Genomic DNA, 23535 nt, shown 5'->3' with positions numbered 1-23535 from the left:
CGTCCAGCTGGGGTTCAGTTCTCATTACCCCTGATAGACTTCAACCAACATGCCTAAGAACAATCGGCTAGCTGGGGTTCAGTTCTCATTACCCCTGATAGACTTCTTGGCCACCTATACCAGCGAGCACGAGGGCTGGGGTTCAGTTCTCATTACCCCTGATAGACTTCACTCTGTCGCGGTCTCATAGGCCACCGTGCTGGGGTTCAGTTCTCATTACCCCTGATAGACTTCGCGGCTAGTTGCTTATTGTGCTGCCTACGCTGGGGTTCAGTTCTCATTACCCCTGATAGACTTCTTATCGCGCTTACGGGCCACGGGCTATGGCTGGGGTTCAGTTCTCATTACCCCTGATAGACTTCAGGACATATTGGACTAATGCCAAGATATGCTGGGGTTCAGTTCTCATTACCCCTGATAGACTTCGTTTCGTACGCATAGCTTTCTGCCATTGGCTGGGGTTCAGTTCTCATTACCCCTGATAGACTTCCTGTACCAATTGGAAGGCCTTAGCCATAGCTGGGGTTCAGTTCTCATTACCCCTGATAGACTTCCCTTGCTGTCAATGTCGGCAATCTGTTTGCTGGGGTTCAGTTCTCATTACCCCTGATAGACTTCACAAACCGGCCGTTGTCATCGACTTCTAGCTGGGGTTCAGTTCTCATTACCCCTGATAGACTTCCCTTTGTAGTCGCCTAGGTATTCGGCGTGCTGGGGTTCAGTTCTCATTACCCCTGATAGACTTCATCGGGGACAAATTTAAACGGCATTTCAGCTGGGGTTCAGTTCTCATTACCCCTGATAGACTTCGAGAACGGGAAGAAGTCACGCGCCTTCTGCTGGGGTTCAGTTCTCATTACCCCTGATAGACTTCCCGGGCATTCCGCATAAATGGCACACGCGCTGGGGTTCAGTTCTCATTACCCCTGATAGACTTCTTGGACGTTCGCATAAGGTACGCGAGCGGCTGGGGTTCAGTTCTCATTACCCCTGATAGACTTCCCCCCGGGCGCTAATCGTTGATGCGCATGCTGGGGTTCAGTTCTCATTACCCCTGATAGACTTCAGCGCGGCCAAAATATGGCCGTTTAGCTGGGGTTTGTTGGGCGATCTTGCCTAAAAAATTACGAGTTGAGAGGGCGTATCTTCTACAGGTGCAGGCTCAGACTTGGAAAATCTGATGGCTTTTGCCCATTGATTGTCAGTGATTGAGATGATCCTGACGTCGCCACCATCCGGTAGATTCGTCTTAATTTGTTTTACGGTTGATGCGATGCGAGAGGCCAACGGAAAGTATTGAACGTAAACGCTTAATTGAGATCTGCAGAAACCGAGGTCAAGTAGATGGTTGCGAAATCTGTTAGCTTCTCTTGTCTGCTTCTTGGACTTCACCGGGAGGTCGAACATCACAACGCACCACATGGGCTCACTATCCTTCGCTGGCATCGAGGATTCCTTCCCATCTGGGAACGCTGAGATCGCGCACTTTCCCTTCAACATATAATCCGTAGTGTTGTCCGAATTCATTAAACGCTGTCGTCAAGGACCTTCCTGTTTCGTCGAAAGCGCTATTTATTCTTGAAGAGATCGCTGCTTTTTGGGTAGCTTCGAGGGGCTCACCATAAGAGATATGTGTAAATACGATCTGGTCCACCATCGGTCGGAACGGCTCCATAAGATCATCTACAAGCGCCCAGTTATTGCCACGGCCGTGATGAAAAACTCCAAGTGCACCTGATAAACCCGCGCCTGAAATAGCGCGAATTCCATAACCCCTCAAAAGGGTATAGCCGTAATCAAGAGCTGAGTTCCAACCGGGGTCGCCTGCTCCGGGAAGTCGAGAGAAACTCTCATTGTGAGAAATAAATGACCAGTACTTTCGAGCTGCTTGTGCTTCCTTATTCTCCGGATCTCCTGATCTAATAGACCGTGACATCCTCATCAGTTCGTTCGATCCGGGCTTTTCTAAAGCACAAAGGACCGCAGCTTGTCCGTGGATTTTTGATGCTACGATCCGCGTCCATGCTTGCTTTTTCTTTGGGATTGGAAGTTGAGCTTGCGCTTGTTTGCGTGCGCCAGTGCGTGAATGCTGATTCCAAGGGTAGGCCCCTGATACTGGGACATTGCGCCAATCGCATACAAGAAGAGAAATATCGTATTCGCCAAATTTTTGTAGGATAGCGCCGCTAACTGAGCTCTTAACTCCAATCAGTACGACTGCTATCTGTGAGAGAGGTAATGCGACGTCGGGCGAGTCGTCACGCTGGATGACTAACTGCCCTCTCGAATACTTCAAGGACCCATTGAGATTGAGGCAATCAACAACCCGCCATCCAGCGTTCATCAGCTACTCAGCCTTCCAAGTAACAGGGAGGTGCGCAGCACTGTTGAGCCGAACTCTTCCAAGTGAATCGCGTCTGATCACCGTGACTTCTCCTTCGGTAAAGAGCTTATTGATTGCCGAACGCCAGCCTCGCATGTCGATGATTTCCTTTGTGCCCTCGGAAACCGATTCGCTGAGGCCTTCCGCACTTATTTGCAAAGGACGCAACCGGAGTCTTGAATTTGAATCGAAGCCATCAACTCTCCAGCGCTTAACCTGGCCAAACTCACTTTGCATCTCGGAGATCTGACCTGTGGCAAACTGTGATGTATCGACGATTAGCTCGTCATCTACAACGATCCAGCCTAAATACTCGGCGGTTCCGGCTGCTAAGGCTTTGCGCAGCTTGGGCTCAGCCTGCCGGACAGACATTGTCTGTGGCTTTAAGTCAACTGCGAAAAGATCTTCGTGACGGTGCTTGTTCAGATCAGTGGTGTAAACGCGCAGCATGCAATAGGTAGGCTTCTTTTTGCCAGGAATCTTGAAAATGCGCGCGTGATGGAAGCGGCTAAGCTTTGCATAGCCTCCTCTTAGCTTGATTGCACCGGCACCTACAGGGAATATTTCTATCTCATCCTCCGCCTCGAACCAGGTTCCGTTAACACGAATTTTGCGCTGAGGGTTAGCCGGAAGCCCCTCTTTTTCATCAAAGTCTTCTTCTCGGGTGAGTGCACACCAGAGTGCTTCCGTCGCAGCACGGTCAATGTCTGTAGCGGAGATTGCTTCGCCTACTCGGACCTTTTTTAGCTCGCCGATGGTGTCTTCGTGCGCGCGGCCGTTGCCAAGGCGGAGGCGGAGATTGGAGGTAACGACAATTGTGTCCTCATCTAATCCAGCTTGGAGAAGAACAGCGAGTTTCTGCATTTTAGGAAGCCACGCATTCCAAGCTGAACGGTGTGCTTCATCGGCCCCGGTGAACTCTTTCCATTGTGGGGCGGCCTGCAGTAGTTGTGCTTCTCGCTTCTTGTTACTCCGAATAGCGAGCGTCTCTGCCACATAGTTTTGTGTAAAAGCGACTACTGCGGCGTCGACGGCGTGGTGACGACGGTCAAGCCGTGACTTTCCAGAGCCGTCGATGAATCGCAGTTTGTTGGAGATCCCGGCGGCACGGCGTGCTTCAGCAGTCAGAGCGCCACGATAGACGTTTACTTTTGTATCTTGACCGGAGAAACGTTGCGCGACTCGTCCGCGAAGTTCGTTGGCCATCCATGCCACAGACTCCATTGAACGGGCATCAATTGGTTCGTCTACGGTAGTGCGCTTGAGACGCTCGCACACACTGTTGCGGAACTTCTTAAAATCTTTGGCAGACATGCCAGTATCTTCGGACCAGTGCCGTGTGCGCTCCAAGGCTTCTTTGACGTTGACACCGGGAATTTCGGATTTCGAAGCCCATGCTGCAAACGGAACGTTTTTCTTAGACAGGTTACAGCGATGGCATACAGCAACGAGATTATCTCGTGTGTTAGTGGACCCCTCACCTGCTCTAGGGACGATGTGGTCCATTTCGCACGTGGAGTAGGTAATCGGGGAACCACAGTAGGCACATTGGCAGTTTTGGCGCTGCACTGATTGGAACCGCCAAAGGTCCGAGCTGCGGACGGGGCCATCGATACCGAGCTTCTCTTGCATTTCTTGGAAAAGTTTACGGTTTCGTCGGTGTCGAGCATTGTTTTCACGGTCGATTTCGTTTGCTTTAGCCTTGCTTACAAAACCATCACGTACATGCTCAATTACCACTGATTTCGGGGCCCCCCATTCATCAGCAGCCGCTTCTAGCCAGCGGGCGACGCCCTTGAGAACCCGATCCACGGCGGGATTGCCCACAGGCTCGCCAATTCTCGGTGCGGGAGGTACCCAGTCTTTGTCTATGTTGAATTCTGCGAGACGAGCTTCGTAGAGGTCTACGTTGTTATCCAGCATACGAGTAGTGAGTCGTGTGAGAGTGTTCTCGCTGTAAGCGGCGCGTCCTATAGGAAGGTGCAGGGCGTCGAGTTTTTCGTGTTCGGTTTCATCTAACTCGGCGAAGAATGCATGTACTTGTGCACCAGCCGGAGAATCAGGATCTTCGACGTCTGCATTAGAAAGCGATTTCAACATTGCTGCACGCTCATCATCGGATGCACCTTCCCACCATTGGGAGAGAGGTTTCACTTTGCAGCTAGAAATAGTCCGGTTGGTGTCGTGGACGGGAGGCTTAGCTCCGGCACGCTCACCGTCATCTGTCATTGTTGCCGTACCGCGTAGTTGTCCGCGGTCAATATGCAAGATATCCGCTATATTCAACCATGACGCTTCGGTTTTGTGATCAAGGTTCACCAAATAGTTGAAGACAATAAGGCGCTCTTCATGGGTTAGCCGGTCATTGTGACCATCACGGTGAATCCGAAGGTTTCCGGTTAGAGCTGCAATGCGGTAGCGCTGAAAAGCATCCGTTGCCTTGAGCGCCCGATCGAAGCGCGGTTGCAGTGGATCTTTGCCCACTCGGCCCAACTGCGCACCTTTCGGAGACTCTGCAGCGAACACTAAATCAAGGATGCGTTTCCGTAAAGAATCGTCAATCCTTTGGACTCGACAGATTTCGTTAATCTCACGTGCATGGTCGATTTGATGCAGTCGTGCGGAGATTACTGCCTGCTTTAGCTCGCTTTGTGGCTTGCTTTTATCTTTTTGTTTCCCGCCTCCCCGAAGTCGATCCTTGCCAAACTGTGCGAAAGAAATAAGCTGGCCGACAGTGCTGTCAGATGGAATCTCATATCCTTTGGCAGACTCTAATTCAGCTCGAACTTGTTCAAACGCTTCGCTTGGGCCACCTGGTGAATAGAGGCTCGTTACTTTCCAATAAGGGTTCCGCCACCCGCGGTGGTTGGCAATGTGGCGCAGCGCAACTGATAAATACCGGCCTCGTTCGGCCGCATCATCGATATAGCCGTTGACTAAGGCGACGCGGGCTTTCCAAGGAAAGTATGGGTCGGAGTAGCGTTCGAAGGGAAGAGTTTCCCATCCTTGTTCCTTGAGAAATTTTTCCAGCTTGATTATGCGGTGGCGGCGTCGTCGGTAGAGGCGTCGGGTTCGCCGCGCAACGCCGGAGGAGGCCAGTCTAGTTACTGCCCGCTTTTGCTGATCCGGATCTAGGCCGGAATCGTGGATAAGGGATACTGCACTAAGAATTCTTACCGGTTGATCGTTCTCATCAACTTCAATTGCGGAGCATCCAAGAGAAAAGGTTCCGACATCGATTCCAACGCGATAGGGGACGGACACAGGAATAGTTCCTTTCGGGTAAAAAGAAAGCCGAACCCGGAGGTTCGGCTGGAGCATTCAACGCCGGAAACGAGCCGACGCTTACTGAGGTTCAATTCTCACGCCATACTTTAGCCCTTTAAGAAACCGATGTCTCCAATTAAATCGGAGTTTCACCCATAAGGGGGACGTGATCAGAGGTTTAAACCCCTGATGCCCTCGTAGCGAGGTCAGCTGAAAATGGTGTTCCTTGAATAGGGCATCGACCAAGTGCATAACTAGGTCGATGACGTACCTATTAACGGCCCTGGTGACGATGCGGTGAGAGGGAGCGATGGATTTCGTGGGCGAAATGGCGCCAATAGTTTCTTGCGACGGGGCGCTACCATGAAGGCCATGCATATCGATGACGTCCTCGACCGCGCCCACGTAGTCTCCCTCCCGCTCGCCGTGCGTTTCCGCGGCATTACCACCAGGGAAGCCTTGCTCATCGAGGGGCCGGCCGGCTGGGGCGAATTCGCGCCCTTCCTGGAATACGGCCCGGCCGAGTCCGCTGCATGGCTGCGCGCCGGGCTCGAGGCCGCCTACGAGGGCTTCCCGGAGCCGGTGCGCGATTCCATCGAGGTCAACGCCACCATCCCGGCCGTGCCCGCCAGCGAGGTTCCGGCCGTGGTGGAGCGCTACCCGGGCTGCCGCACCTTCAAAATCAAGGTAGCGGAGAAGGGCCACACGCTTGCCGACGACGCCGCTCGCGTCCGCGCCGTCCGCGACGCCGTCACCCAACGCGGCGATATCCCTATCCTGCGCGTGGACGCCAACGGCGGCTGGACCGTCGATGAGGCGGTCGAGGCCGCGCAGATGATGATGCCGCTGGACTATATGGAACAGCCCTGCGCCACCACTGAGGAGCTCGCCCAGGTGCGCGGCCGCCTTATGCGCGCTGGCCTCTTCGTGCGCGTCGCCGCCGATGAATCCATTCGCAAGGTCGCCGACCCGTACCGCGTCGCCGAGCTGCAGGCCGCGGACGTCGCCGTGGTCAAGCCCGCCCCGCTTGGCGGCGTGCGCCGCGTCCTCGAGGTGGCCCAACACCTGCGCCAGCGCCATATGGATATCACGGTGGCCTCCGCGCTCGATACTTCCATTGGCATCAATATGGGCCTTGCGGCCGTCGCCGCGCTTCCGCGCATCTACGATGACGAGGACATCGACGTCACCCCGGCCGCCGCCGGCCTTGCCACCGGCTCCCTTTTCGAAGAGGATGTCACCGCCCCGCGCCCGCTTGTCGATGGCCACCTTCCCGCCGATATCCTCGCCCCCGATCCAGACCGCCTCGCCGCACTCGCCGCCCCCGCCGACCGCCGCGACTGGTGGTTCGACCGCGTTCGTGCTTGTTGGCCGCACCTTGCTGATTAGGGCCTAGAGCAAGCTCTGGTGAAACCTCCACGCCGGAGTTGCTATTGCGCGGCGCACCTTCTGCGGCCTGCTCTTTAGCTCGCGCACACTGCGCCGATGCGCCACCGTTTCCTGCACCGTCTCCACCACCAGCTTGAGGTGGTAGTCGGTGCACTCATCCGTAAACTTCAATGGCGCCCATCCGTGCTGCACCGCGTGATTGGTCTTCCACGTCCCGATGAGGAATTCTTGGTGATTATTCTCCGGCGTGTGATAGTAAAGCGAGTCCAAGTCCACCACCGTCGTTCCCGCTTTGAAGCCTAAATCCCAGGTATACGGTCCTAACCGGAAATTTGGCACAGGCTTGAGACCCACCCGCCGCATCTCGCGAAACATCCGCTGCTCCCACTTCGACGCCGTACCTACCGGCGCCTCCTCCGCCAGCTCGCGTACCGCGCCCTTTTCCTTGCTGGTCACCATCTCTAAATCGGCCGCAAACCTTCCCTTCCCGTTGAGCCCGCGATACGCCTGCGCTAGTGCTTCCTTCAGCAGCCACTCGCCGCAGCGCTCAAAGCTTAGGGCATCTGCCACCGCTTGCGCCGGCAACGCCATCCGCACGCCTTTCACCCGATTTGCTGGTACCGGCCGCGACCTCACAGTACGCACCAGCTCATTCGCATGTGTCCGGCAATTGTTATCCACCCGAATCGTCGCCGGCAGCTGCACCTCACAAAAGCCGTACGCCGCGAGCGCCGCCGTTCCCGTAAATACCGCATCTGGATAAAGCTGCGCTATTGCGGCAACCTTGTTCCTAGTACTCGCCTCCGCCGCGACGTAACAATTGCGCCGCAAGCGTAACAGCGTTCCCTCACTAACCCTGCTGCGGATTTGATAGTCAGTAAGGCCTAAATCTAGTAATTCATTTCTCGTCCACATGACTCATTGGACTGGAAATCTTCCAGGAAGGTTCCGCTTTCCTCGTTTCAACGATTTCGTCCATCTAAAACACCTAAACCGTTGACGGTTTTCGCCATCTGCATGGACGAAATCGTTGAAAACCGGTGAACCGGGAAAAGAGAACCGGCGAACCGCTTAAGGAGACTGCTGTCAGACTTCAAACTGCCCAACCCGCCACCTGTGCGTACGCTAGAGGACATGTCTACTATCAAGGTCCGCGATGCCCACCTGCACAATCTACGCAACGTCGACGTCGATATGCCGCGCGGCAAGCTCGTTGCGGTCACGGGTGTGTCTGGTTCGGGCAAGTCCTCGTTGGCCTTCGGCACGATTCACGGCGAAGGCCAGCGCCGCTATCTCGAATCGGTAGCGCCCTTCGCGCGCCGCCTCATTAGCTCGGCCGTGGACCCGCAGGTCAGCCAGGTAGAGGGCCTACCGCCGACGGTCGCGCTGCAGCAATCGACCTCCGGTGGTGGTGCGCGCTCCACGGTCGGCACGGTCTCCGCGCTTTCGAATAGCGTGCGCCTGCTCTATTCGCGCGCCGGGGATAACCCGGAGGGCCTGTACTCGGATTCTTTCTCACCCAATACCCCGGAGGGCATGTGCCCGCAGTGCCACGGCACGGGCGTGGTGCATGAGCCCACCGAGGACTCCATGGTCCCGGATCCCACCCTCTCCATCGAGGAAGGCGCCATCCAGGCGTGGCCCGGTGCCTGGGCCGGCAAGAATTTCCACGACATCTTGATGAACTTGGGTTATGACTTGGATTCGCCGTGGCAGGACTTGCCGCAAGAGGACCGCGACTGGATCCTCTTCACGGAAGAGCGCCCCGTAGTCACGGTCAAACCTTTGCGTGGCAAGGATCAGATTCAGCGCAATTATGAGGGCACGTGGCGCTCGGTGGCCAGCTACCTCAAAAAGACGCTGGCGGAGACCCAATCGGATACGCTGCGCAAGCGCACCCTGTCCTATATGGAATCCCGCGAGTGCGAGACCTGTGGCGGCCGCCGCCTCAACCCGGCCGCGCTGAAGGTTACCTATGCGGGCATGCCGATTGATGAGCTGGGCGCGCTGCCGCTGGATAGGGTGCATGAGGTGCTCAGCAAGCAGAACCCGGAGGAGAATTCGGCCGAGGATTTGCTGCTCAAACAGATTCTTCCCGCCTTGACCTCGGCGCTGGAGCTCGGCTTGGCGCACCTCAGCCTGGATCGGCCGACGCAAAGCCTATCCGGCGGCGAGATGCAGCGCATCCGTTTGGCGGCGCAGCTGCGCTCCGGCCTCTTTGGCGTGGCGTATGTGCTCGACGAGCCCTCGGCCGGCCTGCACCCCGATGAGCGCGATGCGGTCATGGATATGTGCCGCCGTTTCATCGCGGCCGGCAACTCCGTGCTCTTGGTGGAGCATGACATGGATTTGGTCGCGCAAGCGGACTGGCTCGTTGACGTCGGCCCGCTGGCCGGCGAGCGCGGCGGCAACGTGGTCTATTCGGGCCCGGTCGAAGACTATGACGCGGACACCCCTACCGCCAATGCGCTGGCTCACCGCACGCTCACGCTTGCCGACGACCCCCGCACCCCCTCCTCCCACCTCGCCCTCCGCGGCATTAACGCACGCAGCATCGACAACTTGGATGTGGACTTTGGCTTGGGCCAATTCACGGCGGTCGCCGGTGTCTCCGGTTCGGGCAAGTCCACCCTGGTCAGTACGGTGCTGGCTGGCCTGCTGCGACAGTCTGCCACGGCCGTTTCCGATGAGGAAGAGACCGAGGATAAGGGCTGGTCCGTGGAGAGCACGGAGGGCTTTGACCGAGTAAAGCGCGTCGTGCAGATTACCCAGAAGCCCATTGGCCGCACCCCGCGTTCCACGCTGGCAACCTATACCGGGCTTTTCGATAACGTTCGCAAGCTCTTCGCCTCCACCGACGAGGCCAAGCAGCGCAAATGGACGGTCTCGCGTTTTTCCTACAACGTAAAACAAGGCCAGTGCCCCACCTGCGGCGGCGCGGGCAAGATCGAGGTGGAGTTGGTCTTCTTGCCGGGCTCGTACACCACATGTCCAGAATGCGGCGGTGCCCGCTTCAACGACGAGACCTTGGAAGTGACCTGGCAGGGCCGCACCATCGCGGACATCTTGGAACTGACCGTGGACGAGGCCGCAGAGGTCTTTGCCGAGGAAGAAAAGATTTACCGCGCCATCGCCACGTTGCAGGCCGTCGGCCTGGGCTACCTCCGCTTGGGCCAGGGCGCGCCGGAGCTGTCCGGCGGCGAGGCTCAGCGCATCAAGCTGGCCACGGAGCTGCAGCGCTCCCGCAACTCGCGTCGCGGCCACACGGTCTATCTGCTGGACGAGCCCACCACGGGCCTGCACCCAGCCGATATCGACCTGCTCAATACCGAGCTGCACAAGCTGGCGGATGCGGGCCATACGGTAATCGTCGTCGAGCATGATCTTTCGGTCATGGCGAATGCGGATCGCATCATTGAGATGGGGCCGGGCGCTGGCGAAGATGGCGGCCGCATCATCGCGGATGCCACCCCGGCGCAGGTTGCCGCAGGGGATACCGCTACCGGCCGAGCCTTGAGCGCACGCCAAGCGCACTAAGCGGCGAGCTTTCGCTGCCCGTTAGCTGTGGGAGACCTCTCTGGGATCTCACAGCAAAATGGGGTAGAGGTAGAGGGTATGACTACTAAAGGCCCTCATGGCGATAATAATGAAACCCGCAGCTGGTCCAGCCCGGCGGATGATGCCACGCGCCAGATTGGCCGCGTGCCCGATAATGCCGCCGGCCCCAGCCGCGACCAAGCGCGCCGCGAGCACCCCAAGCAGTACTTCCCGGGCGAGCAGCAGCCGCAGAATGAGACTCGTCAATTCGATGCGGCCGCTGGCTATCAGCAGGGCTACGGTCAGCAGCAAAGCTACGGCCAGAACTATCAGCAGCCGGCCGGGCAGGCCTATGGCCAGCAATACGCGCAGCAGGCCGAGTACGAGCCGGTGCCGTCGAACTATGATCCGGACCAGCCGGAAAAGCGCAAGAAGAAGCGCAGCGGTGGCGGGGCTATGGCCGGCGTCTTCGCAGCCATCGCGGTACTTGCAGTACTGGCTGCGGCTGTGTTGTTTTTCCTGTGGCGCAATGCTGCGGATGAGGCGGATAAGCCGGACCCACAGCCGGTGACGGAAACGCTGACCACGGAGGTTCCCACCACCGTGACCCAGACCGAAGAGCCGGATACGCAGGACGAGAACTCCAATAATTTGCCGAAGCTGCCGGACTTCCAGAATGACCTGCCGTCCGATATCCCGACCGAGTTGCCACCGGAGGTACAAGACCAGCTGGATAAGGGCAGCGACGTGGACATTGAGGGCCTCCTTAACGATCTGCTGGGCGGCGGCGAGCAGCCGGCCAACCAGTAGGGCGCTCAGAACTAAGCGCCCAGCACCTGCCCGGTAAGGGAAATGGTGTGCGGGCAGGTAAAATCGGGCGGCATGAATGAATCGATGCAGTTGGCTGAGAAGGTAGCCGCCCAACTGGCGCGCCACCTCACGGATGTCGTCTTGTGCCCTGGTTCGCGCAACGCGCCGCTGTCGCTGGCGCTGTTGGCGCGTGATGATATCCGCGTACACACCCGCCTGGACGAGCGCGGGGGAGCGTTTACCGCCCTGGGCATGGCGCGGGTGCAGCGCCGCCACGTGGGCGTGGTGATGACCTCGGGAACTGCGGTGGCCAATACTCTGCCAGCCGTGGTGGAGGCACACTATTCCCATACGCCGCTGGCCATCATTAGCGCGGATCGGCCGGAGCGCCTGGTGGGCACGGGGGCGTCGCAGACCATCGAGCAGCAGGGCATCTTCGGCGTCTATGCGGATACCACCCAGGTCACCGACGCGGACGATATCGCGGCGATGGCCCAGCGTTTCCGCGAGGACCTACAGGTACACATCAATGTGGCCTTTGAAGCCCCGCTTGTCGACGCCACCTTGCCGGACCACACCTCCGGCGACGGCGTGCGCGAGCCATCACCGGCCTTTGTGGACCACGGTGAAGTGGCCGTGGACTTGAGCAAGAATACCTTGGTTATTGCGGGTGATGAGGCCTGGGAGGTAGAAGGCCTCCAAGACGTGCCAACCATCGCAGAGCCGAGCGCGCCGGGTCCGTATCATCCGGTGCATCCAGCGGCGGCGCATATCTTCCGCAAGGCGCAGGTCTCCGCGAATGATTATGTGGTCAACACCAAGGTTGAACAGGTCATCGTCGTGGGGCACCCGACGCTGCACCGCAGCGTGCTAGCGCTGATGAATGATCCGGATATTGAATTGGTGGTGCTCTCACGCACCAAGGACTTCACCAACCAGCGCGGCGAAAAGGCCCGGCTTGGTACCACCGTCAAGGTCACCGGTGAGCCGAGCCGCGAGTGGATGAAGATCTGTGAAGGTGCTACCGACATGACGGGACAAGCCGTGCGCGAGACCCTCGAGGATGAGGAACTGGGATTTACCGGTCTGCACGTCGCGGCCGCGGTGGGCGATACGCTCTCTGTCAATGACACCCTGGTGCTCGGCGCTTCGAATCCGGTGCGTGACGCCTCCATGGTGGGCCTGCCTTTCGACGGCGTGGATACGTACTCGCCGCGCGGGGCGGCCGGTATTGACGGAACCATCGCGCAGGCCATCGGCATTTCCTTGGCCACGCAATCGCTGGATCCCACAAATTGGCGTGCCCCACGCGTTGTGGCGCTCATGGGGGATGTCACCTTCTTGCATGACGCGAATAGCCTGCTCATCCCGGAAGACCAACCGCGACCGGAAAACCTCACCATCGTGGTGGCCAATGACAATGGTGGCGGCATCTTCGAGACTCTGGAACAAGGCGCCGATGCGCTGCGCGAGTCCTTCGAGCCGGCGTTTGGCACGCCGCATGGGGTGGACGTCGGCAAGCTGGCAGAAGCCTATGAGGCAGACTACCGCGAGGTGACCACCCCGCAGGAGCTATTGGATACGCTGGCGGAGCTGAAGGAATACTCCACCGGGATTACCGTCGTGGAGGCCAAGACCACCCGTGCCACGCGCCGGGCGCTCAATGAGAAGCTCACCGCAAAGGTGGGCCAGTAAGTGGCCCCGCCGCAGCATAAGCCGCACGCCGCGGTGGTGCCGCGCTATACGCCCGCGGTCTATCGCCGCCGCCTGCACCAGCTGACGCTGGCGCTGTATCTGGCCGCACTCGTGGGCGTGGTAGCGATGATCATCGGACCGGCGCTTAATGATCACACCATCGCTACTCACCCCGCGCGCGCTTTGGCCACGGTCAAGGATGTGGGCGTGCTGCGCACTACGGTGGATTTCCAAGACAGTGAAGGGATTTACCACACCCCACAGCACGGGCTGCTCTATCCCAGTGGGCTGGGCGAGGGCCAGCAGGTGTGGGTGCAATATGCCCAGGACGACCCAGACCTGGTCAAGGTCGAGGGCCGCGAATGGACGCTGGCCATCATCCCGGCGCTCTCGGTAGGGGTGGTTGCCACGCTCATCGCGGCCGTGCTGTGGAAGCTGATTAGCTTCTTTACCCGCCGCGCGGAGAAATAATTAACCAAGATTTTCCGCTGGCTTCACCATAAACTTAAGAAAATGGGCCATGATGGTGGCATGCGTGTTGCGATCGTGGCTGAATCCTTCCTCCCCAATGTCAATGGTGTGACCAACTCCGTGCTGCGCGTTTTAGAGCACCTGCACGAGACCGGCCAGGAGGCCATCGTCATCGCGCCGGGTGCTCGTGAGGGACAGGAGGAAATTCCGGACTACCTAGGATTCCCCATCTATCGTGTGCCCACCGTGCGCGTGCCGCTGGTGGATTCGCTGCCGGTGGGCGTGCCTACCACGGCGGTCGATGAGGCGCTGCGTGATTTCAAGCCCGATATCATCCATCTGGCCAGCCCCTTCGTACTCGGCGCTGCTGGCGCTTTCTCCGCCCGCCAGCAGCGCGTGCCGGCCGTGGCGTTGTACCAGACCGATGTTGCCGGCTTTGCCACCAAGTACCATGCCTCCGCGCTGGCCTATGGCGTGTGGGAGTGGCTGCGCACGATTCATAACTCCTGCCAGATGACGCTGGCGCCGTCCTCGCTGACCATCCGGGACTTGGAAAAGCACCACATCAAGAACGTGCGCCACTGGGGTCGTGGCGTGAACGCGGAACTTTTCCACCCCTCCAAGCGCTCTGATGAGCTGCGCCGCAGCTGGGATCCGAGCGGCACCAAGAATGTAGTGGGATTCGTTGGTCGCCTCGCCGCGGAAAAGGGCGTGCACCGCCTCTCGGCGCTCAACGGGCGCGAGGATATCCAGCTGGTCATCGTGGGCGATGGGCCGGAGCGCCCGCTATTGGAGGCCCAGCTGCCCGGTGCCGTCTTTACCGGTGCGCTGTCTGGCGAAGACCTCGCCGCCGCCTATGCCTCCTTGGACGTCTTCGTCCACGCTGGCGAGTTCGAGACCTTCTGCCAGTCCATCCAGGAGGCGCAGGCCTCCGGCGTGCCGACTATCGGGCCGCGGGCCGGTGGCCCGGTAGACCTCATCAACGAGGGCTATAACGGACTGCTGCTGGAGGTAAAGACCTTTGTGGAAGACCTCCCCAATGCGGTGGACGCTCTGCTCAATCCGGAGATTCACCAAGAGATGCGGAACAATGCCCGAGAGTCCATTTCCTCCAAGACGTGGAAGGCGCTGTGTGAGCAGCTCGTGGGCTATTACGAAGAGGTACTGGAGGATACTCGCCGGGTGCCGCTGACCATTCTGGGCCAGCGTCCCGAGCTGCCGCGATGGGCGGCTCGTGCCCTTGGCGCCCGCGTAGCCTAGACTGATCATTTGTGTCTAAGGCAGATCTGGATAAAAAGCCCTTCGATGTGGCGCGCATGTTTGACGCCGTGGGCGAGAAATACGACCTCACCAATACCGTGCTGTCCTTTGGGCAGGACGCGCACTGGCGCAAGCGCACCCGCGAGCGTTTGAACCTTAAGCCGGGCGAGAAGGTCCTCGACCTTGCAGCGGGTACCGCCGTGTCCACCGTGGAACTTTCCAAGTCCGGTGCGTGGTGCGTGGCGTGTGATTTCTCCCGTGGCATGCTGGCCGCCGGCCGTGAGCGCAACGTGCCCAAGGTGGCTGGCGATGGCATGCAGCTGCCGTTTGCGGATAACACCTTTGACGCCGTGACCATCTCTTATGGCCTGCGCAATATCCACGACTTTGAGCTCGGCCTGCGCGAAATGGCGCGCGTTACCAAGCCGGGCGGGCGTCTTGCGGTGGCGGAGTTTTCCACCCCGGTGGTACCGATTTTTGGCACCGTGTACAAGGAATACTTGATGCGTCTGCTCCCGCCGGTAGCGCGCCTGGTCTCTTCTAACCCGGAGGCATATATCTACCTCGCGGAATCCATTCGCGCGTGGCCCGGGCAGGAGGAGCTTGCCGCGGTTATCAATCGCAATGGTTGGGCCGAGGCCGGCTGGCAGAACCTTACCTTCGGCATCGTGGCGCTGCACTCGGCGGTAAAGCCAGCCTAGGCGCCGCTCCTTCGCGCCCGGGGAAGCGGGGGACTATGCCGCGGTCGAATCCCAGAGGGGCGTATCGCGGCGAAGGGACGAGACCGTGCGGCCGGCGGCGCGCCAGGTGCGTGCGATGAGGTCGCGGTCATCGTCAGTAATGAGGTTGCCCATCAGGCGCGCGGCGGCCGGCATGAGTATGCGGCCGATGGGCCCGCGCAGGGCCAGTGGACCGGCCAGCGGTAGGAACTGTGGATAAGTAAGCAGGCGCGCGGCCGTGCGAGCCAAGAGGAAGGACTCGCCGTAGTGCTCGCGCAAGACGGCCGGCCAGGCCAGGGTGAAATCCTTCGGGCCGAGCAGGGCTACGGCCAGCGCGGCGGTCTCCAAACCATAATCGATGCCCTCGCCGTTGAGGGGGTTGATGCAGGCCGCGGCATCACCAATGATCATCCAATTGGCGCCGGCCACGTTAGACACCGCGCCGCCCATGGGCAGTAAGGCAGAGGTAACGTGCTCAATTTCCCCGAGTCCCCACTCGGTGCGCTGTTGGGTGGCGTAGAACTCGAGCAGCTTCTTGGTGTTGATCTTGGCGGGGCGCTGCGCGGTCGACAGCGCGCCGAGGCCGATATTGACCTGGCCTAGCTCGGAGCCGAGCGGGAAGATCCAACCGTAGCCGGGCTGCACCTCGCCTTCTTCGTCCTTGAGCTCAACGTGGGAGTGCATCCAGGGCTCAGTGGCATGCGTAGAGGAAGCATAGGAACGCGCGGCAATGCCATAGACCTCCTCGCGGTGCCAGGTGCGGCCGAGCTTCTTGCCAAAAGTAGAGCGCACGCCATCGGCCACGATGATCCACTTGGCATGCACGGTGGCCTCTCCCACGCGGAAGGAGGTCACGCGGTTGCCCTCGAGCACCGGATCGGTGGCAGGGGTGCCGGTGAGGAGGGTGGCGCCGGCTTTCCGGGCGGCGTCGGCAAGCAGGGCATCAAAGCGGTAGCGCGGCAGGGCCGTGCCCACCTGGGAGGGGTAGGTCTCCGGCCAAGGCGCGGTAATATCGCCGCCGTAGCCGTGCAGTTTCAGGCCGCGATTGCGGTAGGAGGCGTTGACCACAATGCCGAGCTCAGCAAGCTGGTGCATCGCGCGCGGGGTGAGCCCGTCGCCGCAGGTTTTATCGCGGGGAAACGTCGCGGAATCAATAAGGAGGGTGTTATAACCGGCGCGTGCGGCATGAATCGCGGCGGCGGCTCCGGCAGGCCCAGCGCCAATGATGGCGACCTCGACATAGGTTTGGGAATCGATCTGCTCCGACATGAGGACTATCATTGCATGAGTTCGACCCCTCGAGTGTGTTTAGGGGCGCAGTTTGGACTACGGTAGGTAATCGATTATCTCTGGCTTTTAGTTGCAAGGAACACTATTTAATGACTCACGGTCAATCGCATGCCACGCACGTGGATCTTGGTGATCCGCAGCTCAACGAGCGCATTGGTGCGGGCATGGAAGCAGTAGAAGACAAGCTGCGCAGTGAAATCGACCGCGGCCAGGACTTCTTAAAGGACAAGGTCAGCCACCTGTCTAAGGCCGGTGGCAAGCGCTTTCGCCCCATGATGGCGCTGCTGGCCTCCGAGTATGGTCCGCGTCCGGGCTGCGAAGAGGTTGTTAAGGCCGCCACCGTCGTGGAGATGGTGCACGTAGCTACCCTTTATCATGACGATGTCATGGATGAGGCGGACCGCCGCCGCGGCGTGGAATCTGCCAATTCGCGGTGGAATAACTCCGTGGCCATCCTCGCCGGCGATGCGCTCCTGGCGCATGCCTCCCGCCTGATGAGTGAACTGGATACCCACACTGTGGCCCACTTTGCCGATACCTTTGAGGAGCTGGTGACCGGCCAGATGCGCGAAACCATCGGCGCGGGTGAGGCCAATGCCGTGGAGCACTACACGGCCGTTATCCGTGAAAAGACCGCGGTGCTCATCGCCTCTGCTGGCTACCTGGGCGCCTACCACTCCGGCGCCTCGGCCGAGCATGCCGCAGCCTTGCATCGCATTGGTGGTGCCATTGGCATGATCTTTCAGATTGTGGACGATGTCATCGACATCTTCTCTGACCCAAAGGAGTCCGGCAAGACCCCGGGCACGGACCTGCGCGAGGGCGTATTTACCCTGCCGGTTCTCTACGCCTTGGAAGAAGAGGGCGAAGTGGGCGACAAGCTGCGTGAGCTGCTTACTGGCCCGCTGCATTCCGACGCCGAGGTGGAGCGCGCCATCGAGCTCCTGCACCAGTCTGGCGGCCGTCAGAAGGCGCTGGAGGACATCAATGCCTACCTGCGCACGGTGGAGGAGCAGCTCGCCGTGCTACCGGAGAACTCCGCGAGCCAGGCCTTGCGTCAATTGGCGGATTACACGGTGCGCCGCGTGGGCTAGCTGCTTGGCGATGCCCCCTTATTCCCGCCCCATTCGCCCCTACTACGCTGGCGATTTGTAGGTGGGAGGGTGGTTCGTAGTAAAGTACTTACTCGCACCACACAGTGCATGCCAGGTTGCCCGAGCGGCCAAAGGGAGCGGACTGTAAATCCGCCGGCATTGCCTTCAGAAGTTCGAATCTTCTACCTGGCACAGAATGAACCCCGCAAGCATATGCTTGCGGGGTTTGGTCGTATCTGCAGTCGTGAGACGGGTGCTACCGGCAGGACTCCTGAGCTCTGGGGAACACCGCATAGGCTCCAACGAGGAATACTGCTAGGAATATCCCAGCGATCGTGAAGTAGAAAAATCCATTTCCTAACCTACGAGAAATATCCGGCAATGAGGTGGAACCCGATCCCTCCAGGGCCTTGGCAATGTATACCGCATTCAAACCGCCAATGAAATAGCCGAGGCAGAGCAATGATGAAATGCCAACTGCAATCTCTAGCAAAATTGTTAAAGGTGAGTGGTGGGGTCCTGTAATCATCTAACTCCTCTCATCTCGGACTTCAGGACCAGCAAACTACACCTTTCTGAGGTGCTTTGCGCCAACAGGCGTGCTCGGTAGCCATACCATCAGTCACAGAAAGTCACTGTAGAGATGAAGGTACGGGGTTTAGCGATAGGATATGGAATATGAAGACGATCCGAACGATGCTGGACGGGGTAAACGAGATTCACCTATTTCAAAGCCAGCGAGTAGCGCAGGCAGCGCAGCAAGCACATCTGCGCAATCGGACTCGCAGTTATCGGGCGCACCGGAAAATAAACGCAGCGATTTCCCACCAGTTGGAGGAGCGCTCCCTGGCGTAAATAGACTTTCTAACCTTGACGACCAAATTGCTGTGTGGGCGCATCAGGGGCCAACTCCGCATCCACAGATAATCAAACAGCACAATGACATTCAGCCGGGCGCAGGCGATCGGATTATGGAGGACGCTCATGCAGATATTGTCCTCGATAGGAAAGTTACAGCAGAATCTTTCGAGTACGCGATATTTGAATCAAAAGTACGGCTCTTTACAGCCGTAGGTGTCATTTTCGGCGCGCTCATCCTTATACCGGCGATACTCGTTCTTTTTGACCCACCGGAATCGATAGTTGGTACTGCGGCAGTGGGCCTGGCGGCAGCAAGCCCACTAGTCCGCACCCTCATTGGCCCTAAGCAATCTCAGAAGGACCAATTAGAGAACGCGGAGCGGGGAGGGGTTTAAATTCCAAAGTAGGCGCGCAGGTCGGCCGCAATGGCATCGAGGCGGTCGGCGTCGGGGGATTCGAGGTAGCACTTCAGCTTCGGCTCGGTACCGGAGGGGCGCACGATGACGCGGTCATCGTTGTTTGTGAAGAACTTGAATCCTTGGGCGAATTTCTCTACCTTCGCCACGGGCGAGCCAGCCAGTTCGGTGGGCGGGGTAGATGCGACCTTATCCATCGCTTGGGCGATGATGCTGAGGTCATCGACGCGGAAGGTCAGCGGCTGGGTGTAGAGGGCGCCCACGGTGGCGTAGATGCCTTTCAGGCGCTCGAGCAGGGTCGTTCCTGCGGCCTTGCACTCGGCCGCGAGGCTGGCGAGCACTACGGAGGTAGCGATGCCGTCCTTGTCACGGACAGCGGTGGGGTCGGGGCAGAATCCAATGGCTTCCTCGTAGCCAAAGGCAAGTTCCGGGGTGCGGGCGATCCACTTGAAACCGGTCAGGGTCTCCTCGTGGCCGAGGCCATAGTGGGCGGCGATGCGCCCGAGCAGACGGGAGGAAACGAGCGAGTTGGCGAAGTTGCCTGTCGCACCCTGGCGGGCAAGGTAATCGCCCAAGAGGGCGCCGGTTTCATCGCCGGTGAGCTGGCGCCACGTGCCTGAGGAAGTGGGCACGGCGGCGGCGCAGCGATCCGCATCCGGGTCATAAGCGATAAGAATATCGGCGCCGATCTTCTCCGCGTGGCGGATGCCCAAGTCTAGGGCGCCAGGCTCTTCCGGGTTGGGGAAGGAGACGGTGGGAAAATCAGGATCCGGTTGGGCCTGCTCAGGAACCAGAGAGACGCCGAACCCGCAGCGGGTCAGCAGCTTTTCGCCCAAGGCGGCGCCGACGCCGTGCATGGCGGTCAGCGCGATGGTGACATCGGTATGTGCGCCCACAAGCTGCGCGGCGCGGTCGAGGTACTCGGCGCGGGTATCGACGTCCACGATGCTGTCGGCGGATAGCGGGACTTCATCGGCATGGGGTGCCGCGGCGATGGTGGTGGCGATTTCGGCATCGGCGGGCGAAACCAGCTGTACGCCTTCTGCCGGCCCAGTGGCGATGCGGCCTCCCAGGTAGACCTTGTAGCCATTATCGGCCGGCGGGTTATGCGAGGCAGTGACCATAATGCCGGCATCCGCCTTGAGTGAGCGGACCGTGAAGGCGGTGAGCGGAGTGGGGTTCTGCGCGGGTAGAACCAAGGCCTTGCCACCGGCCGCGGAGATGACCTGTGCGGCATCGTGCTGGAACTGCGCGGAGCCGTGGCGGGCATCGCAACCAATGGCTACCACTGGGGCGTCCACGTGCTGTTTGAGCCAGGAGATAAGTCCATAGGTGGTGCGGATGACTACGGCGCGATTCATGCGAGACTCGCCCGGGCCCACGGCGGCGCGCAGGCCTGCGGTGCCGAAGGCGAGGGGACCGGCGAAGGCGGCGGCGAGCTCGTCGGTATTGCCCTCTTCAATCCAGGTCATCACCTGGCGGTCGGTGTCCGGATCGGGGTCGTGCTCGGCCCAGGTGCGGGCGTAGTCATAATCCACGGTGGCGGCCTTCGACATGGCTTAGAGCTCCTCGAGGATCTGGGCGGAGGAAGAAAGGCCCAGGCGGGTTGCGCCGGCCTCAATCATGGCCAAGGCATCCTTGGCGGTGCGGATGCCGCCAGAGGCCTTGACTCCTAGCTTGTCGCCTACGGTCTCGCGCATGAGCTTAACGGCGTGCACGGAGGCGCCGCCGGCCGGATGGAAGCCGGTGGAGGTCTTGACAAAGTCCGCCTGGGCGGCTGCGGCGGCTTTGCAGGCGAGGACAATGGCGTCGTCGGAAAGAGCGGCAGACTCGATGATGACCTTGAGCACCTTGCCAGGGATGGCATCGCGCACGGCCTGGATTTCGGCCTGCAGTTCCTCGGCGCGGCCCTCGATGGCCAGGGGGATATTGATGACCATGTCCACCTCTTCGGCGCCATCGGCAACCGCGCGGGCGGCCTCAGCGGCCTTAATCTCCGGCTTCACGGCACCGGAGGGAAAGCCCACGACGGTGGCAATATGCAGCGAATCAGGAACCTCGATGGGTAGGGCAGACGGGGAAACGCAGATGGAATAGGTGCCCAGTTCGGCCGCCTCATCCACCAAGGCGCGGAACTGGTCCGGGGTGGCCTCCGGCTTGAGCAGGGTGTGGTCGATGATGGAAGCAACGTCGGTGCGGGAAGTCATAATTGTTCTCCTTAGCGGGTTAGGCGGGATTCGGAACGGGCCATCTTGAGGTCAGAGACGATATACAGGGCAATGCCGATGGCGGCAACGGCCGCGAGGATCCACAGCACGGTGTTATAGCTGGTGAGGTCCTGCAGCTTGGCGGTATAGGCAATGCCCAGCGGGATGGCGATATTGATGGTCAGGTTATAAAAGCCGATGGCGATGCCGGACTTGGCGGCGGTGATATTGCGCAGTGCGGTATTGACCAGCGGGGCGTACATCAGCGCAAAGCCGGAGGCGAAGGCCACGATGGCCAGGATGAGTACGGCAACGTGCAGCTGCACGAAGAGCGCGGCCGCCACCAGTGCGCCGGCAACCAGGACGAAGGCGGTGTAGATGGTGGCGCGGGAAGATAACACAGTGCCGATCTTTCCGGAGAAAACGCCGATGAGGATGGCGCAAATATAGCCCGGAATCATCAGCAGGGAGGCCTTATCGATGTTCATGCCGTGCAAGTCATGTGCGGCAAACGGCAGCAGGAAGATAAAGCCCATCTGGGTGGAGTAGACAAAGAAGACCATGAGGATGGTCCACACGTAGCGGCCGTTAGTAAAGAACTCCGGGGTGACCACGGGGTGCTTGGCGCGGCCGATGTGGATGATGAAGCCTACGACGCCGAGGAGAGCAAAAATGAGCCATCCCCAGTTGAATTCCTGCATGAACATGGTCAGGCCGGTGGCAAAGACCGCGATGAAAAACAGGCCCAGGGCATCGAGGTGGCCCTCCACGGCTTCATCTTCTGGCACCAGCTTGATGATCGGCGGGATGGCCAGGATGAGGATGAGCGGGATGAGGAACATCGCCGTCCACGAGACATAGGTGGAAATAAAGCCGGAGGTCAACGCGCCAATGAGCAGCCCGGCTTGGAAGGCGGCGGTGGAAAAGCCGAGGTAGGTCTTCTGATCGGCCTCGCTCAAGTGCTTGGTCACGTAAATGACATACAGCGTCTCCGCGGCGGCAAGACCCGTGGTTTGGATGAGGCGGCCGGTGAGCACGATGGGCCAAAAGCTGGAAAAGGCGAAGGCCAATAGCGAGCCCACGGCGATGAGGATGACGCCGGTGAGCATGAGCTTGCGGATGGAGATGGAATCCGCCAGCGCGGCGTAGACCACGGCGCCGATGCCGATAATCACGCCGGCGAGGGAAGCTTGCAGGGAGGCGGTGGTATCGGAGATGTCGAGCGCCTCGGCGATCGGCATGGTCATCGTCTTAAAGCCGTTATCAATAACCAGCGAGAAGACGAAGACAAAGAGCAGGATAGGTACGGCAACCTTGGGGTTTACCGCGGAGCCTGGCCGCTTGTCCTGCGGGGAAGCGGTGGGGTGGGTGGAAGTCACGGCGGAGAGGCTCCTTTTAGTCGAGCGCGTTGAGCGGAAGCGCGAGTTCAATCATGGTGCGGAAGGCGGTCTGGCGCTCTTCCGCGGAGAGGTGGGTATCGTGCACTAGGTTGTCGGAGACGGTGAAAAGCCCCAGCGCGTCCACGCCGGCCTCAGCCGCGGTGGCATAGAGTGCTGCGGATTCCATCTCTACGCCGAGCACGCCCATGTGCGCCCAGCGCTCGTTAACGCTCTGGTCAAAGTTGTAGAAGATATCCGAGCTCAAAATATTGCCCACATGGATGTGGGCCTGCTGCTTTTCGGCCTGGTCCACCAAAGCCTTGAGGAGCTTCCATGAGGCGGTGGGGGCGTAGCTGCCCGGCAGGTTGTACTGGCTCAAGAAGTTGGAATCGGTGGAGGCGGACGAAGCGACGATGACATCGTGCAGCTCAATGTCTTTCTGCATGGCGCCAATAGAACCGACGCGGATGAGCTTTTTTACGCCGTAGTTGTGGATGAGCTCCCAGGAGTAGATGCCGATGGAGGGAATGCCCATGCCGGAGCCCATGACGGAGATGGGCTTGCCGTTAAAAGTGCCGGTAAACCCCAGCATATTGCGTACACTGTTGAACTGGACGGTATCTTCCAGGAAGTTCTCGGCGATGAACTTCGCGCGCAGCGGGTCACCGGGCAGGAGGATGGTTTCCGCAATGGGTGCGCCCTGCGGATTGATGTGTGGGGTGGCAATATCCGTAGCGGACATATCTTCGCTCCTCGG

The 23535-nt window shown here is 59.5% G+C and carries 19 protein-coding genes, 1 tRNA gene and 1 CRISPR repeat array (1 of these 21 cut by a window edge); of the genes, 10 read left to right on the top strand and 10 right to left on the bottom strand.

Annotation, left to right across the window (positions count from 1 at the left end):
* Positions 1-1066: a CRISPR direct-repeat array (repeat unit 36 nt; unit sequence GCTGGGGTTCAGTTCTCATTACCCCTGATAGACTTC) (it extends 376 nt beyond the left edge of the window).
* A gap of 50 nt (positions 1067-1116) precedes the next feature.
* From cas2 to cas9, 3 genes are read right to left on the bottom strand one after another with little or no spacing between them, the layout of a single operon-like run.
* Complete coding sequence (gene cas2 / locus QP934_RS03350; RefSeq protein WP_419126843.1) at positions 1117-1422, bottom strand: CRISPR-associated endonuclease Cas2; 306 nt, start codon at positions 1420-1422, stop codon at positions 1117-1119.
* A gap of 7 nt (positions 1423-1429) precedes the next feature.
* A complete protein-coding gene (cas1, locus tag QP934_RS03345) occupies positions 1430-2344 on the bottom strand; it encodes a type II CRISPR-associated endonuclease Cas1 (protein ID WP_340419722.1) in 915 nt (304 codons plus the stop codon).
* A gap of 3 nt (positions 2345-2347) precedes the next feature.
* Positions 2348-5704, bottom strand: a complete 3357-nt coding sequence (gene cas9, locus QP934_RS03340) for a type II CRISPR RNA-guided endonuclease Cas9 (protein ID WP_419126798.1) — start codon at positions 5702-5704, stop codon at positions 2348-2350.
* A gap of 309 nt (positions 5705-6013) precedes the next feature.
* Here cas9 and QP934_RS03335 point away from each other — a divergent pair, with 309 nt between their 5' ends.
* On the top strand, positions 6014-7039 hold the full coding sequence (locus tag QP934_RS03335; protein WP_419126797.1) for an o-succinylbenzoate synthase: 1026 nt from the start codon (positions 6014-6016) through the stop codon (positions 7037-7039).
* A gap of 3 nt (positions 7040-7042) precedes the next feature.
* Here the strand turns inward: QP934_RS03335 and QP934_RS03330 are convergent, their stop codons facing one another.
* Positions 7043-7954 (bottom strand): hypothetical protein, encoded by a 912-nt coding sequence (locus QP934_RS03330; protein WP_419126796.1) that lies wholly within the window; start codon positions 7952-7954, stop codon positions 7043-7045.
* 219 nt (positions 7955-8173) lie between these two features.
* Here QP934_RS03330 and QP934_RS03325 point away from each other — a divergent pair, with 219 nt between their 5' ends.
* From QP934_RS03325 to QP934_RS03300, 6 genes are all read left to right on the top strand, one after another.
* On the top strand, positions 8174-10576 hold the full coding sequence (locus tag QP934_RS03325; protein WP_419126795.1) for an ATP-binding cassette domain-containing protein: 2403 nt from the start codon (positions 8174-8176) through the stop codon (positions 10574-10576).
* A gap of 78 nt (positions 10577-10654) precedes the next feature.
* Positions 10655-11386: a hypothetical protein gene (locus QP934_RS03320; protein ID WP_419126794.1), complete on the top strand. Its 732-nt coding sequence runs from the start codon at positions 10655-10657 to the stop codon at positions 11384-11386.
* A gap of 72 nt (positions 11387-11458) precedes the next feature.
* On the top strand, positions 11459-13081 hold the full coding sequence (gene menD, locus QP934_RS03315; protein WP_419126793.1) for a 2-succinyl-5-enolpyruvyl-6-hydroxy-3-cyclohexene-1-carboxylic-acid synthase: 1623 nt from the start codon (positions 11459-11461) through the stop codon (positions 13079-13081).
* The gene (locus QP934_RS03310; RefSeq protein WP_299138128.1) at positions 13082-13552 is read left to right on the top strand and encodes a DUF3592 domain-containing protein; all 471 of its coding nucleotides are present in this window, start codon (positions 13082-13084) and stop codon (positions 13550-13552) included. It begins immediately after the preceding gene.
* A 60-nt stretch (positions 13553-13612) separates the two neighbouring features.
* On the top strand, positions 13613-14812 hold the full coding sequence (locus QP934_RS03305; protein ID WP_284787773.1) for a glycosyltransferase family 4 protein: 1200 nt from the start codon (positions 13613-13615) through the stop codon (positions 14810-14812).
* Between the two features lie 11 nt (positions 14813-14823).
* Positions 14824-15513 carry a demethylmenaquinone methyltransferase gene (locus QP934_RS03300; protein ID WP_225746017.1) on the top strand — a complete coding sequence of 230 codons (690 nt, stop codon included), beginning with the start codon at positions 14824-14826 and terminating at the stop codon, positions 15511-15513.
* Between the two features lie 33 nt (positions 15514-15546).
* Here the strand turns inward: QP934_RS03300 and QP934_RS03295 are convergent, their stop codons facing one another.
* The gene (locus QP934_RS03295; RefSeq protein WP_349819531.1) at positions 15547-16812 is read right to left on the bottom strand and encodes a geranylgeranyl reductase family protein; all 1266 of its coding nucleotides are present in this window, start codon (positions 16810-16812) and stop codon (positions 15547-15549) included.
* A gap of 98 nt (positions 16813-16910) precedes the next feature.
* On the opposite strand from QP934_RS03295, the gene QP934_RS03290 reads away from it, so the two are divergent.
* Positions 16911-17915, top strand: coding sequence for a polyprenyl synthetase family protein (locus QP934_RS03290; RefSeq protein ID WP_239274472.1), 1005 nt, complete (start codon positions 16911-16913; stop codon positions 17913-17915).
* 110 nt (positions 17916-18025) lie between these two features.
* Positions 18026-18107, top strand: a tRNA-Tyr gene (locus QP934_RS03285).
* Between the two features lie 64 nt (positions 18108-18171).
* Here QP934_RS03285 and QP934_RS03280 read toward each other — a convergent pair.
* Positions 18172-18444 (bottom strand): hypothetical protein, encoded by a 273-nt coding sequence (locus QP934_RS03280; RefSeq protein ID WP_340419732.1) that lies wholly within the window; start codon positions 18442-18444, stop codon positions 18172-18174.
* A gap of 142 nt (positions 18445-18586) precedes the next feature.
* Between QP934_RS03280 and QP934_RS03275 the strand changes: the two genes are divergently transcribed.
* Positions 18587-19171 (top strand): DUF2335 domain-containing protein, encoded by a 585-nt coding sequence (locus tag QP934_RS03275; protein ID WP_340419733.1) that lies wholly within the window; start codon positions 18587-18589, stop codon positions 19169-19171.
* On the opposite strand, the gene QP934_RS03270 is transcribed toward QP934_RS03275, so the two are convergent.
* From QP934_RS03270 to deoD, 4 genes are read right to left on the bottom strand one after another with little or no spacing between them, the layout of a single operon-like run.
* Positions 19168-20748 carry a phospho-sugar mutase gene (locus QP934_RS03270; protein WP_349819532.1) on the bottom strand — a complete coding sequence of 527 codons (1581 nt, stop codon included), beginning with the start codon at positions 20746-20748 and terminating at the stop codon, positions 19168-19170. The two genes, QP934_RS03275 and QP934_RS03270, sit on opposite strands and share 4 nt — an antisense overlap.
* Before the next feature lie 3 nt (positions 20749-20751).
* Positions 20752-21399 (bottom strand): deoxyribose-phosphate aldolase, encoded by a 648-nt coding sequence (gene deoC / locus QP934_RS03265; RefSeq protein ID WP_349819533.1) that lies wholly within the window; start codon positions 21397-21399, stop codon positions 20752-20754.
* 11 nt (positions 21400-21410) lie between these two features.
* The gene (locus QP934_RS03260) at positions 21411-22778 is read right to left on the bottom strand and encodes an MFS transporter (RefSeq protein ID WP_349819534.1); all 1368 of its coding nucleotides are present in this window, start codon (positions 22776-22778) and stop codon (positions 21411-21413) included.
* 16 nt (positions 22779-22794) lie between these two features.
* Positions 22795-23520, bottom strand: coding sequence for a purine-nucleoside phosphorylase (deoD, locus tag QP934_RS03255; RefSeq protein ID WP_349819535.1), 726 nt, complete (start codon positions 23518-23520; stop codon positions 22795-22797).
* Positions 23521-23535 lie beyond the last annotated feature (15 nt).

Source organism: Corynebacterium sp. MSK122 (assembly GCF_030229435.2).
Taxonomy (GTDB): Bacteria; Actinomycetota; Actinomycetes; order Mycobacteriales; family Mycobacteriaceae; genus Corynebacterium; species Corynebacterium marquesiae.
The sequence above is the reverse complement of the archived record's forward strand: the minus strand, read 5'-3'. Positions and strand labels throughout refer to the sequence as shown.